Annotated in this window: 11 protein-coding genes; 5 read left to right on the forward strand and 6 right to left on the reverse strand. The window is 67.9% G+C overall.

Annotated elements, in window-relative coordinates:
- Nucleotides 1–18: 18 nt before the first annotated feature.
- Nucleotides 19–705, reverse strand: coding sequence for a lipopolysaccharide core heptose(II)-phosphate phosphatase PmrG (gene pmrG / locus F3J43_RS14265; protein ID WP_205297862.1), 687 nt, complete (start codon nt 703–705; stop codon nt 19–21).
- A gap of 292 nt (nt 706–997) precedes the next feature.
- Here pmrG and hflK (F3J43_RS14270) point away from each other — a divergent pair, with 292 nt between their 5' ends.
- The 4 genes from hflK (F3J43_RS14270) to F3J43_RS14285 are packed head-to-tail and all read left to right on the forward strand — an operon-like array spanning nt 998 to nt 7,013.
- The gene (gene hflK, locus F3J43_RS14270) at nt 998–2,959 is read left to right on the forward strand and encodes a protease modulator HflK (RefSeq protein WP_166887358.1); all 1,962 of its coding nucleotides are present in this window, start codon (nt 998–1,000) and stop codon (nt 2,957–2,959) included.
- Nucleotides 2,956–3,987 (forward strand): protease modulator HflC, encoded by a 1,032-nt coding sequence (hflC, locus tag F3J43_RS14275; RefSeq protein WP_286184589.1) that lies wholly within the window; start codon nt 2,956–2,958, stop codon nt 3,985–3,987. Before hflK (F3J43_RS14270) ends, hflC begins: the two co-directional genes overlap by 4 nt.
- Nucleotides 3,980–5,008: a protease modulator HflK gene (hflK, locus tag F3J43_RS14280; RefSeq protein ID WP_166887361.1), complete on the forward strand. Its 1,029-nt coding sequence runs from the start codon at nt 3,980–3,982 to the stop codon at nt 5,006–5,008. The genes hflC and hflK (F3J43_RS14280) overlap by 8 nt, the downstream gene beginning before the upstream one ends.
- A 55-nt stretch (nt 5,009–5,063) precedes the next feature.
- Nucleotides 5,064–7,013, forward strand: coding sequence for a heavy metal translocating P-type ATPase (locus F3J43_RS14285; RefSeq protein ID WP_166887364.1), 1,950 nt, complete (start codon nt 5,064–5,066; stop codon nt 7,011–7,013).
- A gap of 71 nt (nt 7,014–7,084) precedes the next feature.
- Here the strand turns inward: F3J43_RS14285 and cprA are convergent, their stop codons facing one another.
- Both cprA and aceE read right to left on the reverse strand, forming a co-directional pair.
- A complete protein-coding gene (gene cprA, locus F3J43_RS14290) occupies nt 7,085–8,242 on the reverse strand; it encodes a cationic peptide resistance protein CprA (protein WP_166887367.1) in 1,158 nt (385 codons plus the stop codon).
- Nucleotides 8,243–8,782: 540 nt separating this feature from the next.
- Nucleotides 8,783–11,452, reverse strand: coding sequence for a pyruvate dehydrogenase (acetyl-transferring), homodimeric type (gene aceE, locus F3J43_RS14295; protein WP_166887370.1), 2,670 nt, complete (start codon nt 11,450–11,452; stop codon nt 8,783–8,785).
- A gap of 124 nt (nt 11,453–11,576) precedes the next feature.
- On the opposite strand from aceE, the gene F3J43_RS14300 reads away from it, so the two are divergent.
- Nucleotides 11,577–12,026, forward strand: a complete 450-nt coding sequence (locus F3J43_RS14300; protein WP_166887373.1) for a MarR family winged helix-turn-helix transcriptional regulator — start codon at nt 11,577–11,579, stop codon at nt 12,024–12,026.
- Here F3J43_RS14300 and F3J43_RS14305 read toward each other — a convergent pair.
- The 3 genes from F3J43_RS14305 to F3J43_RS14315 form a co-directional block, all read right to left on the reverse strand.
- Nucleotides 12,009–12,434 carry a hypothetical protein gene (locus F3J43_RS14305; RefSeq protein WP_166887376.1) on the reverse strand — a complete coding sequence of 142 codons (426 nt, stop codon included), beginning with the start codon at nt 12,432–12,434 and terminating at the stop codon, nt 12,009–12,011. The two genes, F3J43_RS14300 and F3J43_RS14305, sit on opposite strands and share 18 nt — an antisense overlap.
- A gap of 18 nt (nt 12,435–12,452) precedes the next feature.
- Nucleotides 12,453–12,977 (reverse strand): acyloxyacyl hydrolase, encoded by a 525-nt coding sequence (locus F3J43_RS14310; protein WP_166887378.1) that lies wholly within the window; start codon nt 12,975–12,977, stop codon nt 12,453–12,455.
- 189 nt (nt 12,978–13,166) lie between these two features.
- On the reverse strand, nt 13,167–14,339 hold the full coding sequence (locus tag F3J43_RS14315; protein ID WP_166887381.1) for a sensor histidine kinase: 1,173 nt from the start codon (nt 14,337–14,339) through the stop codon (nt 13,167–13,169).

A 14,339-nucleotide genomic window follows, 5' to 3' on the forward strand; every position in this document is an offset into this window, starting at 1 on the left:
GCAGATCGGCCGCACCCCTCAGGTCTTTTTGCCCGTGTCGAGCTTGCGCCATTGCCCGGCGTTCATCTGGCCGAGGACTTTGGCCTTGCCATTGCCGCCAAGGCTCACCAGCAGCGCGCTGGCGTATCCGGGGGTGCGTTGATCGCCGGCGACCCCGAGGCTGCGTTCAAGCTGGTCGATGCAACCGCTGTGGGTGACCAGCACCAGGTTGTGGCCGGGGCGCTTGCGGGCCAGCGCCGCGTCGGCAAAGTCCGCATTGCAGCGGGCCAGCCAGTCTTCGGTGGCGATTTCCTTGCCGAACAGGTAGTGCGCGGTCTGTCGGGTGCGCACCTCGGGGCTGGCCAGCAGGTCGACATCGGCCAGGCCCAGCCGGCGCAGGCCGTTGCCGACGCTGCCAGCGACCTGGCTGCCGGCGACAGTGATGCCGGCGGGGTCGTTCAGACAGGCGCCCTGGGAACGGTCGCAGCGCTCGGCATGGCGCACCAGCACGATGACCGAACCCTGGTCCCAGTCGGCATAGACACCATGGCTGCGCATCTGCTGCACGCTGCCCAGGTCGGCGATCTGCGTGCTGTTCATCCAGCCGCATACCGCCACCAGCGCCAGCAGGGCGGACACCCCGGTGAGGAGCACGGCCAGCATTGACCAACGCTGGGAGCGCGCGGTGGCGAGAGGGGCAGGGTTATCGATGATGCCTTGCAGCATGCGCGCACTCCGGGGTGATGGAACGAGCGGACCAGGTGCTTGGCGGCGCCACGGTCCGAGAGTGCGTGCACTGTAGGAAGGTGGATGTTGCAGAACGGTGAGCCGGATGTGAAAAAAGTGCGAGGCGGCTCAGGCACTTGCCTGCGGGGGTGCGGACGGGGTGCATGACGGCGCCGGCGTGCACGTTTTTTTCACAAGCGTCGATATAACATAACGAAATATGTCCGTGGATTGCCTGCGCCTTGCGCCGTAGTGCCGTTTCCGTGGCGACTGTTCCCAGCCTGGAGTCTTCATGAGCGTCAACCTGGATACCGCGGACCTGGAGGGCACGCCCCGCTTCCAGCAATCACCTGGCCAGGCCCGCCGCCTGGTCGTGTTCAGCCATGGCGCGCTGCTGCTCGCGGGCCTGCTCTGGCTGCTGGCGATGCTGGTCGGCCTGTTCGCGCCGGCGGCGCATTGGAGCGTGCTGCTGAGCGTCAACGCCGCCACGCTGTTGCTGCTGGGGGCGGTCGGCCAGTCGGCCTGGGTTCCGGCCAGCTGGCGCGCCGAGGCTCTGGGTGTGCGGCCGGCGCAACTGGCGTTCTGGCGCGTGGCCAGCGCAGCCGACGAGCAAGCGCCGCTGAGTGCGCTGGAGCGCGGGGTGGCACGCATCGGCGAGGCATTGCGCCGGCAACTGCAACGGGTCGGCTACCCGGCGTTGCGCCTGTTCGCCCTGGCGGCGCTGGCCTTGGCGCTGTTGTCGGGGGGCTGGCAGCTCGACCTGCCGGCGCCGGTCGCGGTAGGGCAGGCCGGCTGGCTGAGCATGACCTTGCTGGCGGCGTTGGCCTTCGGCCTGCTGGTGGTCGAGCGCCACCTGGCCGCTGTCGGCGCCGTGCACTGGCCGGAGGCTGACGCCCTGGCGGCGGTGCTGCGCCTGGTGCTGGTCGTCCAGGTGCTGACCCTGGTGTGCCTGGTGAGCGCCGATGGCCAGCGTCTGTGGCCGGCACGCCTGGCTGTGCTGATGGCGCTTCTGCCTGGGCTGCTGGCCCTGGAACTGATGCTGCGCGCGGTGCTGGCGACATTCCAGCCACGGCGCCCGCAGGAAGAGCCTGCACTGGTGGCGCGCAGCCTGGTGGCAGGGCTGATGCAATGGCCACCGCGGCCACTGGCGTTCCTGCAGGGCGAGGTGCAGCAGCGCTTCGGCATCGACCTGCGCCAGGTCTGGGCGTTCGGCTTCATGCGCCGGGCGCTGCTGCCCGTCGCCGGGCTGGTGGCCGTGGGCGGCTGGTTGCTCAGCGGCGTGGTCCAGGTACCGCTCGATGGCCGTGGCGTGTACGAACGATTCGGCGCCCCGGTGCAGGTCTATCCCCCCGGGCTGCATGTCGGCCTGCCCTGGCCGCTGGGCCGTGTGGTCGCCGTGGACAACGGCACCTTGCGCACGCTCGCCACCGCCGGCGACGCCAGCCAGGTCGAGCCGCCGGGCGATGCCGAGGGCGCGGCGCCGGCCAGTGCCAACCGCTTGTGGGACGCCACCCATGTGGCCGAGAACGCCCAGGTGATCGCCGGCAGCGAGGGCAACGGGCAGAGCGTGCAGATCGTCAACATGGACGTGCGCTTCATCTATCGCATCGGCCTGGACGACGCTTCGGCGCTGGCGGCCACCTACCACAGCAGCGACATCGCCCAACTGGTGCGCAGTACCGCCAACCGGGTGCTGGTCCACGATTTCGCCAAGCGCTCGCTGGATGAGCTGCTGGGCGCCCAGCGCGAGGCCCTGGGGCGGGATATCGGGCGCGCGGTACAGGCCGACCTCGACCGCCTGGACAGCGGGGTGCAGATCCTCGCCACTGCCGTCGAGGCGATTCATCCACCGGCCGGTGCGGCGAATGCCTACCACGGCGTGCAGGCGGCGCAGATCAGCGCCCAGGCGCTGGTCGCCCGGGACCGTGGCCAGGCGGCGCAGCAAGCCAGCCTGACCCGACAGAATGCCGCCGCACTGAGCGACAAGGCCAGCGCCGCGGCCCATGAGAACACGGCCAGGGCCCAGGCCGCGAAGCTGACGTTCGACGCCGAGCGCAGCGCCTGGCAGCAGGCCGGGCAGGCGTTCATCCTCGAGCAGTACCTGGCCCGCCTGAACCAGGGCCTGGCTGGCGGCAATCTGCTGATCATCGACCACCGCCTGGGCGCGGCCCAGGCGCCGACCCTGGACCTGCGCAGCTTCGCCGCACCGGCCGATCCGGTCTCCACCCGACCCCAACAGGAGCGCAGCCATTGAGCCCTCACGCCCCCCACGCCCACTCCGCGCAGGGTTGCGCAGCCACCTGCGATCACCACCACGGGCATCATCACGACGCGCCGGCCAGCCCACCCGCCAAGGCCTGGCGACGGGTACTGGTGGCGCTGCTGCTGATCATGCTGCTGGCCACCGCGGCCTGTTTCGTGCAGGTCAGGGTCGGCGAGGCCACGGTCATCACCCGTTTCGGCAACCCGATACGGGTGCTGACCGAGCCCGGCCTGGCCTGGCGCTGGCCGCTGCCGTTGGAGAACGCGGTACCGGTCGACCTGCGCCTGCGCACCACCTCGAGCGGCCTGCAGGATGTCGGCACCCGCGATGGCCTGCGGATCATCGTGCAGGCCTACATCGTCTGGCAGGTCGCCCCAGACCCACAGAGCATCCAGCGCTTCATGCGCGCGGTGCAGAACCAGCCCGACGAGGCGGCGCGACAGATCCGCGCCCTGATGGGCTCGGCGCTGGAGACCGGGGCCAGCGGCTTCGAACTGGCCGACCTGGTCAACGTCGACGCTGACCGGGTGCGGATCGACGCCTTCGAGCGGCGCTTGCAGGCACAGATCGAGCAGCCGTTGGCGCAGACCTATGGCATCAAGGTGCTGCAGGTCGGCATCGAGCGCCTGAGCCTGCCCAGGGTGACCCTCGACGCCACGGTCGATCGCATGCGCGCCGAGCGCGAGACCATCGCCACCGAGCGCACCGCCGAGGGCAAGCGCAAGGCCGCCGAGATCCGTTCGGCCGCCGAGCGCGATGCCCGCATCCTCGAAGCGGATGCCAACGTCGAAGCCGCGCGGGTCCAGGCCCAGTCGCAGGTCGAGGCGGCGCAGGTGTACGCCAAGGCCTATGCCAGCGCACCGGAGCTGTACAAGCTGCTGCGTTCGCTGGATACCCTGGGCAGCGTGGTGACACCGGGCACGCGCCTGGTGCTGCGCACCGACGCCGCGCCGTTCCGCGCCCTGGTGGACGGGCCGCAGGCGCCGGCAGGCAACGGGGCAGGGCATGCTCATGACTGAACCGCGACAAGGCGTGGCGGGCCCCTGGCTGCAATCGGCGCGCATCGGCTTCATTGCGCTGTATGGCGTGACCCTGCTGGCGGCCCTGGGCTGGTTGTTCGGCAATGTGCGCGAGATCGGCCCGGAAAACCGTGCCGTGGTGTTGCGCCTGGGCGCCGAGCAGCGCATTCATGACGCCGGGTTGTTGTTGGCCTGGCCACGGCCGTTCGAAGAAGTGCTGACGCTGCCCTCGGCCGACCGGGTCAGCGAGCGCCGGGTCGAACTGTTGCTGCGCTCGGAGCTGGCCCGGCGTTCGGATCGCGATGGCAGCCTGGCCAGCGATGCCACGGCGGGCTCCGGTTATCTGCTGACCGGCGACGCCGGTATCGTCCAGCTGGAGGTCCGGGTGTTCTACAAGGTCGTCGAACCTTACGCCTTCACCCGACAGGGCGAGCACCTGGCCGCGGCGCTGGATCGCCTGGTCGAGCGCAATGCCGTGCAGGTCTGCGCGGCCCGGGACATGGATGCGATCCTGGTCGCCCGCCCCGAGCTGGTCGGCGCCGACGTCCAGCTGGCCGAGCGCCGCGAACGCCTGCGCGGCGACCTGCAACGCGGCATCAACCACAGCCTGGCGGCACTGGAGGCTGCCGGTGGCGGCCTGGGCATCGAAGTGGTGCGGGTCGATGTGCAGTCGTCGCTGCCGCAGGCGGCGGTGAGCGCGTTCAATGCCGTGCTCACCGCCAGCCAGTTGGCCGAGCAGGCGATGGCCGATGCCCGCAATGACGCCGCCCGGCAGTTGCAGCAGGCCACCCAGGACGCCGACCGCACGCTACAGGTGGCTCAGGCCCAGGCGCGCGAGCGGTTGGCCCGGGCCAATGCCGATACCGCGACCATCGCCGGCCTGGCGCGCCAGGACGACCCGGGGTTGATGCTGCGCCTGTACCGCGAACGCATGCCGGCGATCCTGTCCCGCGCTGGCAGCGTCACCACGGTCAATCCCGAAGACAGCGGACACCTGATCCTCGAAGGCCCCCGCCCATGAACCCTGAACCTTGCCTGGCGCACCCTGCGACCAGTTTCCATCGGAGCCGACCGCGATGAGCGCGCACCCTCACTCTCATGGGCACCATCACGCCCATGGGCATCACCATGCCCATATCCCGCTGGGTCCTGGGCTGCTGTCCGCCGACGAGCGTCGGCAGGCCGCGCGGCAGCTGACCCTGGCCATGCTCGCCCTCGGCTTGCTGGGGCTGGGGCTGGCCTGGCGCTGGCTGGCGCCGGCCCAGGACGGCGTGGCGCAGCTCGTGCTGGGCCTGGCTGCATTGCTGGTGGCCGTGCCGGTGCTGCGTTCGGCCTGGCACAGCCTGCTGCGGCCCAGCCTGCATGGCGTCACCGACCAGTTGATCGCCCTGGCCATGCTGGGCGCTTGGGCCACTGGCGATCTGGCCACGGCAGCCTTGCTGCCGATCATCATGATCCTGGGGCATGTGCTCGAAGAGCGCAGCATGATCGGCTCGCAGGAGGCCATCGAGGCGCTTGGCCGGCTGACGCGCAGCCAGGCGCGACGGGTCGACACCGACGGCGAGGTGCGCGAGGTCGACAATGCCAGCCTGCGTGCGGGTGACGTGGTCGAGGTCCGGGCCGGCGACCGGGTGCCGGCCGATGGCCGGATCCTCCACGGCCAGGCCAGCCTCGACACGGCGCCGATCACCGGCGAGGCCTTGCCGCAGGAGGTGACGGTCGGGGCGCAGGTCTACGGTGGGGCGATCAACCTGGACGGGTTGTTGCGGATCGAGGTCAACGCGGTCGGCGACGACTCGACCCTGGGCAAGGTGATCGCCCTGATGCAGCGCGCGGAGCAGGCCAAGCCACCGATCACCCGCCTGCTCGAACGTCATGCCGGCGGCTACCTGGTGCTGGTGCTGCTGATCGCCGCCGCCACCTGGTTCATCACCGGCGATGCCCAGGCCATGCTCGCCGTGCTGGTGGCCGCCTGTCCCTGTGCGTTGGTGCTGTCGGCGCCGGCCACGGCCATCGCCGGAATCGCCGTGGCCGCTCGGCATGGCATCCTGATCCGCGGCTCGGCGTTTCTCGAGGAGCTGGCCGACCTGTCGTCGCTGGTGATCGACAAGACCGGCACCCTGACCCATGGCGCCTTGCAACTGCAACGTATCCTGCCGGCCCAGGCAGGGGCGGACGAGGCGCCGATCGTGCGACTGGCCGCCAGCCTTGGCACGGCCAGCAGCCACCCGGTGAGCCGGGCGTTGGCCAATCGCCTGAGCCACGACCAGCACCTGGTGCTGGACGAAGTGCACGAGCGCCAGGGTTTTGGCGTGGTTGCCGCCACTGCGCAGGGAGAGGCGGCGCTGGGCCGCCCGGAGCTGTTCCTGCGCCTGGGCATCGACCTGCCGCCGGTGCCGGAGCATGACGGCCCGATCGCCGGCCTGGCGCTCAATGGCCGCTTCCTGGCCTGGCTGCTGCTGGCCGACAGCGTGCGCGGCGAGGCGCCGCAGGCCTTGGCGCAACTGCGCGAACTGGGGCTTGGCCGCCAGTTGCTGCTCACCGGCGATCGGCGCAGCGTCGCCGAAGCCGTGGCCCGGCAGACGGGGATCGGCAACGTGGTGGCCCAGGCCCTGCCCGAGGACAAGCTGCGCCAGGTCAACGAGGAGATCCGCGCCGGGTTCCGGCCGATGGTGGTCGGCGATGGCATCAACGATTCGCTGGCGCTCAAGGCCGGGGTGGTCGGCGTGGCCATGGGCACGGGGGGCACCGATATCGCCATGGCTGCCGCGGATATCGTGCTGATCAACAGCGACCTGCGACGCCTGGCCACCTGCGTGCGGCTCAGCCGTCTGTGCCGGCGTACCTTGCAATGGAACGTGCTGATCGGCCTGGGCTGGACGCTCGCGATCATGCTGGCGGCGGCGTTCGGCCTGTTGGGCGCGGCGGGGGCGATGATCGCGGCGTTGCTGCACAACCTCAGCACCTTGCTGGTGCTCGGCAATGCCGGGCGTCTGCTGCGCTATGACGAGCGTGATGCCGCGTAGGGAGAAGGGCGAGGGTGGCGCCACGGGGACTTGCCCCGTGGCGCCGAAGGAAGGCGCTGGCCTGTGGTGTGTTACTTGAAGTCCGCTTGCATCTGGGTGGCGATGCTGACACCGCTGGACGACTTCACGCAGACATCCAGGTAGTCGGTGAAGCGCGGCGGCACAGCGATGCCCTCTTCGAGCAGGCGGCTGTTGTCGAACAGGTAGTTGAGGTCGGCGAAGCCGCTGTACAGGCGCAGTGCACGCAGTACCAGGCGCGGGTTGGCCGGGCCGATGCGGGTCTCGAAGCTGCTGGCCAGCGACTTGAGGTCGTCGACATCGACCTTGCGGTAGCGCTCGCCGACCGGCTCGGCGCCATTGGCCAGGGCATAGGCTTCGTCGATCTCGCCGAAGGTGCAGGCCGAGCTGTGGCCGGCGGAGATATGGTAGAGGTCGTGGCTCAGCTGCGGCTTGAGGGTCAGGCCGATCAGCGCCTCGGCGCAGTAGTCCACCGGGATCACGTCGATCTGCTCGTCGAGGCCGCAGGTGAAGCTTTCCAGGGCGAAGCCCATGCGGAATACCCAGAAGATGCTGCCCGACGCCTGGCAGCCGAGGCTGCGGTGGCCGACCACGATCGATGGCCGCGCCACCACCAGCGGCAGGCTGGGCAGGTCTTCGCGCATGCGCCGTTCGATCTCGGCCTTGGAGGCGGTGTAGTCGACCAGTTGCTGCTCGGCCTCGGGGAACTCCCACGACTCGCTGATCGGCGATTCCTGCTGCGGGCCGCAGCACATCGCGGTGCCGACGTGGAGGAAGCGTTTGAGGCGCTTGGAACGGCTCATCACTTCGGCGAAGGCGAACGTGCCTTCCACGTTCACCGGCCAGATGGTCGGGTTCTTCGAGAACGAGGCCACCGCGGCGCAGTTGATCACCCGGTCGACCTGCATCAGGCGCGGAGTTTCACGGCCCAGCCACGAGGTGTCGAGGAAGTCGCCACAGATGATCTGCGAGCTTTCCAGGGCCTGGCTGTCGGCCTGGCTCACGCCGTGCTGCAGCAGGTTGTCACGCAGGCGCTCGAGGCCTTGCTGGCGGTCCTCGGCACGCACCAGGAAGCACAGGTCGGCGGCATGGCCATCGGCGATGAGCTGGGCGGTTACCGAGCCGCCGAGGAAACCAGTGGCGCCGGTCAGCAGGATGCGTTCGGAGGTGGGATGCTGGGAAAACAGCGCATCGGTGACGTGGGAATTCATATATATCCTCGGCAATGTAAGTTGCCCGCATGACTATGCAAAGTTAATGTAAAAACTTTGTGAAAAGTTGGGCGGTCTGTCGGTTTCAAGGAGCTGAACAAACCTGCTTATTCGCCTTGTCTACCTGACAGCGGGGCGGGGCCCTTGTATTACTGGGTACTGGCGAACGGACAGGCACCGGTTGAACATGATGGCTTCCCGCCGACCGGATGGGCAGCAGGACGTCCGCTCTTTAAGTAGGCGGCGGCGCCATTCTGTCTGGCTTGGCGCGGCTTTTCAATCGCCTGGCCAGACATTGGCCGACGTTTTTCGTGAAACAAATTTAATGACTGTGAATGATCGTGTGATTTTGTATGAAAGATGTAAATTTGTTTAATCACTAAACGTGCCGTTTAATTGGTAGGGAGCTTACGATATTGCTCGGGTGTCGGTGAGCTTGGGGAATTAATCGCTGCATATCAGGTTGTTTGAAGGCTTTGGGAAAAAAGACCCCGCCGATTGAATGTCGGCGGGGTCTTTTCTTGTCCGTGACGGCTGGGCTCAGACCAGTGCAGGATCGGCCTTGTCAGGGTCGATACCCAGACGCTCGAGCGCTTGGGCCAGTTGCGCGGCATCCAGCTGGCCATCGTCGGCCAGCGCCCTGAGCGCCGCCAGCACGATGAACTGGCGGTCCACCTCGAAGTGCCGGCGCAGCGCTTCGCGGGTGTCCGACTGGCCAAAGCCGTCGGTGCCCAGTGCGACGAAGCGGCGCTGGCCAACCCAGGGGCGTATCTGCTCGGCGTGGATCTTCAGGTAGTCGGTCGCCACCACCAGCGGGCCCTCATGCCCTTCGAGCACCTGGGCCAGGTAGGGCACGCGGGCCGGCTCCAGCGGATGCAGCAGGTTCCAGCGTTCGACCTGGCGCGCCTCGCGGCTCGCCTCGGTGAGACTGGTGGCGCTCCACACCTCGCTGCTGACCTGGTAGTCCTGCTCGAGGATCCGTGCGGCAGCGAGCACCTCCGGCAGGATCGCGCCGCTGCCGGCCAGCTGCACATGCCGCCCTGGCCGCCGCGCAGACTCGCCCGGCAGGCGATAGAAGCCCATGAGGATGCCGTGCTCGCTACCTTCGGGCAGGTCGGGGTGCGGGTAGTTCTCATTGAGCAGGGTGATGTAGTAGTAGATGTCTTCCTGCGCCTGGTACATGCGGCGCAGGCCATCCTGCACGATCACCGCCAGTTCGTAGGCGTAAGTCGGGTCGTAGGCGACGCAGCAGGGCACGGTGGCTGCCAGTACGTGGCTGTGACCGTCGTCATGCTGCAACCCCTCGCCCATGAGCGTGGTGCGCCCGGAGGTGGCGCCGAGCAGGAAGCCTCGGGCGCGGGCGTCGCCAGCAGCCCACAGCAGGTCGCCGACCCGCTGGAAACCGAACATCGAGTAGAAGATGTAGAACGCCAGGGTGGTCACGCCATGGTTGGCGTAGGCCGTGCTGGCGGCGATCCACGACGAGGTGGCGCCGGACTCGTTGAGGCCTTCCTGGAGGATCTGACCGTCGACGCTTTCCTTGTAGTAGGACAGTGTGCCGGCGTCCTGTGGCGTGTACAGCTGGCCTACGGCGGAGTAGATGCCGATCTGGCGGAACAGGCCTTCCATGCCGAAGGTGCGCGACTCGTCGGGCACGATCGGTACGACCAGACGTCCCAGTTGCGGGTCCTTGAGCAGGGTGCTGAGCAGGCGCACGAAGGCCATGGTGGTGGAGATGGCGCGTTCGCCGGTAGCGCTGGTCAGGGCGTGGAACGCCGACAGTGGCGGGATCTCCAGCGGTGGCACCTGAGCCTGGCGTGCCGGCACCTGGCCGCCCAGGGCCGCGCGCCGTGTCCGCAGGTAGCGAGCCTCGGCACTGTCCTCGGGCGGACGCAGGTACGCCAGCTCGCCAAGCTGGCGGTCGTCGAGCGCCAGGCCAAAGCGGTCACGGAACGCCCGTACCGCGTCGGCGCCAATCTTTTTCAACTGGTGGTTGATGTTCTGCCCCTCGCCAGCCTCGCCCAGGCCGAAGCCTTTCACGGTCTTGGCCAGGATCACCGTCGGCCGGCCCTCGCAGGCCATTGCCGCGGCATAGGCGTTGTACACCTTGAGTGGGTCGTGGCCACCGCGGCCGAGCTTCCAGATCTGCTCGTCGCTCAGGTCGCTGACCAGTTCGAGCAGCTCCGGGTACTTGCCGAAGAAGTGCTCGCGCACATAGGCACCGTCCTGCGACTTGTAGGTCTGGTACTCGCCATCGACGCACTCCATCATGCGCTGGCGCAGCAGGCCGCTGGCATCCTTGGCCAGCAGGGCGTCCCAGCCACTGCCCCAGACGACCTTGATCACATTCCAGCCCGCCGCGCGGTACAACCCCTCGAACTCCTGGATCACCTTGCCGTTGCCGCGCACCGGACCGTCGAGGCGCTGCAGGTTGCAGTTGACCACGAAGATCAGGTTGTCCAGGCGCTCGCGGCCGGCCAGGGAAATCGCCGCCAGCGATTCGGGCTGGTCCATCTCGCCGTCGCCGAGGAAGGCCCAGACCTTGCGTCCCTGCTGGGGCTTGAGGCCACGCTTGTCGAGGTAGCGCATGAACCGCGCCTGGTAGGCCGCGGTGATCGGCCCCAGCCCCATGGACACGGTGGGGAACTGCCAGAACTCGGGCATCAGCCGTGGGTGCGGGTAGGACGAGATGCCGTCGCGTTCGGTTTCGCGGCGGAAATTGTCGAGCTGTGCCTCGCTCAACCGGCCTTCGACGAAGGCGCGGCCATAGATGCCTGGCGCGGAGTGTCCCTGGATGTACACCAGGTCGCCGCCGAACTGCTCGGTACGGCCCCGGAAGAAATGTTCGAAACCGACGTCATAGAGCACCGCGGCCGAGGCATAGGTGGCGATGTGGCCGCCCACGCCGGAATGTTTGCCGGCACGCAGCACCATGGCCAGGGCGTTCCAGCGGATATAGCCGTTCAGGCGCTGCTCGAGCTCGCGGTCGCCCGGGTAGGGCAGCTCGCGCTCCGGGACGATGGTGTTGAGGTAGGGGGTGGTGACGCGGCCGTGGAAGTCGCCGTGGCGCGAGCCGTCGAACTCGAGCAGTTGGTCGATCAGGAAGTGCGCGCGAGGGCGGCCTTCGATATCCACCACCGAAGCGATCGAGTCGATCCATTCACGGGTTTCCTGTGGGTCTTCATCACGTAGCGAGTGGCGCGAATTCATGCTGGCTCTCCTGGGTGTGATCGGCGCCGGCCGATGGGCCGGAACAGGGAACTGGTTGCAGTTGCAATTGAATCTAGCGCTGGCGACGCTATGATTGCAACTGCAATCAAACCCCGGAGTCTCCATGACCAGCCCCACGCCAGATCTCTGGTACAGCTTCATCCGCGCCCACCGCTGCCTGATCCGTGAAATCGAACGACGCCTGGCCGAGCAGAAACTGCCGCCCTATGCCTGGTACGACGCGTTGTGGGGGATCGAAAGCGGTGAGCAGGGGGCCCGGCGCATGCACGAACTGGCCGATGCGATGGCCATCGAGCGCTATAACCTCACCCGCCTGGTTGACCGGCTGGAGAAGGACGGCCTGGTGACGCGCGAGAAGGCCAGCGAGGACGGTCGCGGGGCGATCGCCAGGATCACCCCGGCCGGACGCGCGCTGCGCAAGACCATGTGGCGGGTCTACGAGCAGTCGGTGGAAGAGCTGTTTCTCTGCGAGTTCGACCCGTCGCAACGGCAAGTCTTCGCCGCCGCGCTGGAAGCGGCGGCGCGCAACGCCCGCCTAACGGGCAAGGGCTGAAGCGTCGCCGCCGTTGCGAGCCTGACAGGCGGACAGGTTGCGAGTGTCCAGCAACTCGCCCCGGGCGCCCTTGAGGAACAGCGTCGCAGTGCCGTTCCAGTCGCCTTCGAACACGCCGTAGACCTGGTTGGCCTCGAAGCGTGCATGGCTCAGCTCCACTTGGCAGCCTGTGCCGCCCGGGGCCTGTGGATCCAGGCGCAGCGATAGGCGATGGGCACCTGGTGAAACGAAGGCTTGTTGCCCGTCCGCCAGCGCCTGGCCATCGACGGCGGTCAGGGTGACGATACGCGCGGCAGGGACCGGGTAGACCCGGATCGTCGCCTGTTCCGGCACGGGCCGGGCAAACAGGGAGCAGGCGCCCAGCAGCAGGCAGCCGGCCAGACCAAGGACATTGCGGATGGCTTTCATCACAGGGCTCCCTCAGCCTCAGAACGTGTGGCGATAGAACAGCGAGTACGACTCGATACCGTTGTTCGGTTGCTGGATACCGGCGTTGGAGTAGTGGATCACGCGCAGGCCGACTCGGTCCTGGTTGGCGAACTTCAGGCCCACGCCCAGGCGATCCTCGAAGTTGAACGACGAGCCCAGGGTTCGGTCGCCGACCCGGCTGCCGGAGAACAGCGACACGCCGATGCCGGCCTCGATGAACGGCACCACGCTGCCGGCGCTGTCGAATTCGTAGACGAACACCGGGGCGAATGACAGCGAGGTGCGCGCGGCGGCGCGCTTGCCTGCCTCCCAGTGGGTCAGGCCGGCGTCCCAGTAGCCGGTCAGGTGGCCGCTGTCGCTCTGCAGCCAGCGCTTGTCCCAGTCGAAGCCCAGGCCGAGGCGGCCGACGAAACCGTTCTGCCCTGTGCCGCCGATGGCAGCGCCGATGTCCATGGCCTGGGCATTGCCGCACAGGGCACCGAAGGCAAGCAGGGTGAGGGTTGGAGCGAGAAGTCTGGGCATGGCGATCACTGCGCGGAAAATGGACGAAGCCGCAGGCGGCGCCACGCGGCGTCAGCCTTCTTGGCTGACCGGCAGGCATGCTAGGGGAACAAGCTGAAGGGGCTGTGCAGGGTTTATCAAGATCCGGTCAAGAAGCATGGCTTTTTGCCTGCGCTGATCGTCCGCCTGGCTGCGCGCCGGCGGCGCCTATCACGCGCAGGCTTTTAACGGCAATGTCACGCGCAGTGCCAGCCCGCCCTCGTCGCGTCGTCGCGCGCCGATACTGCCGCCATGGGCTTCGCAGATCGCCTGGGCGATCGACAGCCCCAGGCCGCCACCGCCGGTGACCCGTGCCCGCGACTGCTCGGCGCGCCAGAAGCGCACGAACATGTTGCCCAGGTCCTTCTGCGCGATGGCCTGGCCACGGTCGCGGAACTCCAGTTGCAACCAGTCGCCTTCGCGCCACGCCGTGACATCCAGGGTCCGGCCCTCGGAGGCGTACTTGATGGCGTTCTCGATCAGGATGTTGATCAACTGGCCCAGCCGGCTGCGGTCGGCCTCGAGTACCAGGGTGTCGGGGAGTAGAGGGGTGACGCGCATCCCGGCGGCTTCGAACTGCGGGGCGAACCAGTCCAGGCGCTCCTCGACCAGGCGCGCCAGGGAAAAACCGGTGACATGCAGCGGCAGTTGCCCGGCATGGGCCAGCGACAGCAGGTGCAGGTCGCCGACCAGGGTGTTGAGGTTGTTCAGTTGTCCCTGTACCAGGCGCAACTGCTCGGGGCTCAGCGGGAACACGTCGTCGAGCATGCCCTGCACCCGGCCAAGCGCGGCATTGAGCGGCGTGCGCAGCTCATGGGCGAGGTTGGAACTGGACTGGGCGACCTCACGCTCGTACAGCGACAGGCGCTCGACCATCTGGTTGAAGTCGCCGCACAGGCGCTGCATTTCCGCCGGCTGCCCGGGGTACTGGAGCACCCGGACCTCGAGGTCGCCATCGGCGACCCGGCGCGCCGCCTGGGCGATCTTGCGAAACTGCCGCGACAATGGCCGCGACAGCAGCAGCCCGACGATGATCACCACCGGGATCACCAGGATGACGAAGCTGTACAGAGCCAGCCAGTCGGTGTTGTCGCCGAAGCCGGGGAGGAAGTCCTCGATGTCGTAGTAGCGTTCGAGCAGTTGCCAGAGCGCGGCCTGGTTGTGCTCGACATCGGCCAGGGCACTGAGGTACTGCGCGCGGTCCTCGGGCGTCATCGACGCCTGCACGCGGTAGTCGGAGATCCAGTAGTACAGGTACATGCAGGCGACGATGCTGAGCACCGCGCCCACCGCCAGCAGGGTCATGCGCAGGCCGACCCAGATCCACAGCGAGCTTCTGCGCAT

Source organism: Pantoea sp. Cy-639 (assembly GCF_011752525.1).
Taxonomy (GTDB): domain Bacteria; phylum Pseudomonadota; class Gammaproteobacteria; order Pseudomonadales; family Pseudomonadaceae; genus Aquipseudomonas.

What these genes read in the sequence shown, in the direction of transcription:
- pmrG (WP_205297862.1), bottom strand. Translation starts at nt 705, where the DNA reads ATGCTGCAAGGCATCATCGATAACCCTGCCCCTCTCGCCACCGCGCGC.
- hflK (WP_166887358.1), top strand. Translation starts at nt 998, where the DNA reads ATGAGCGTCAACCTGGATACCGCGGACCTGGAGGGCACGCCCCGCTTC.
- hflK (WP_166887361.1), top strand. Translation starts at nt 3,980, where the DNA reads ATGACTGAACCGCGACAAGGCGTGGCGGGCCCCTGGCTGCAATCGGCG.
- F3J43_RS14285 (WP_166887364.1), top strand. Translation starts at nt 5,064, where the DNA reads ATGAGCGCGCACCCTCACTCTCATGGGCACCATCACGCCCATGGGCAT.
- cprA (WP_166887367.1), bottom strand. Translation starts at nt 8,242, where the DNA reads ATGAATTCCCACGTCACCGATGCGCTGTTTTCCCAGCATCCCACCTCC.
- aceE (WP_166887370.1), bottom strand. Translation starts at nt 11,452, where the DNA reads ATGAATTCGCGCCACTCGCTACGTGATGAAGACCCACAGGAAACCCGT.
- F3J43_RS14300 (WP_166887373.1), top strand. Translation starts at nt 11,577, where the DNA reads ATGACCAGCCCCACGCCAGATCTCTGGTACAGCTTCATCCGCGCCCAC.
- F3J43_RS14305 (WP_166887376.1), bottom strand. Translation starts at nt 12,434, where the DNA reads ATGAAAGCCATCCGCAATGTCCTTGGTCTGGCCGGCTGCCTGCTGCTG.
- F3J43_RS14310 (WP_166887378.1), bottom strand. Translation starts at nt 12,977, where the DNA reads ATGCCCAGACTTCTCGCTCCAACCCTCACCCTGCTTGCCTTCGGTGCC.
- F3J43_RS14315 (WP_166887381.1), bottom strand. Translation starts at nt 14,339, where the DNA reads ATGCGCAGAAGCTCGCTGTGGATCTGGGTCGGCCTGCGCATGACCCTG.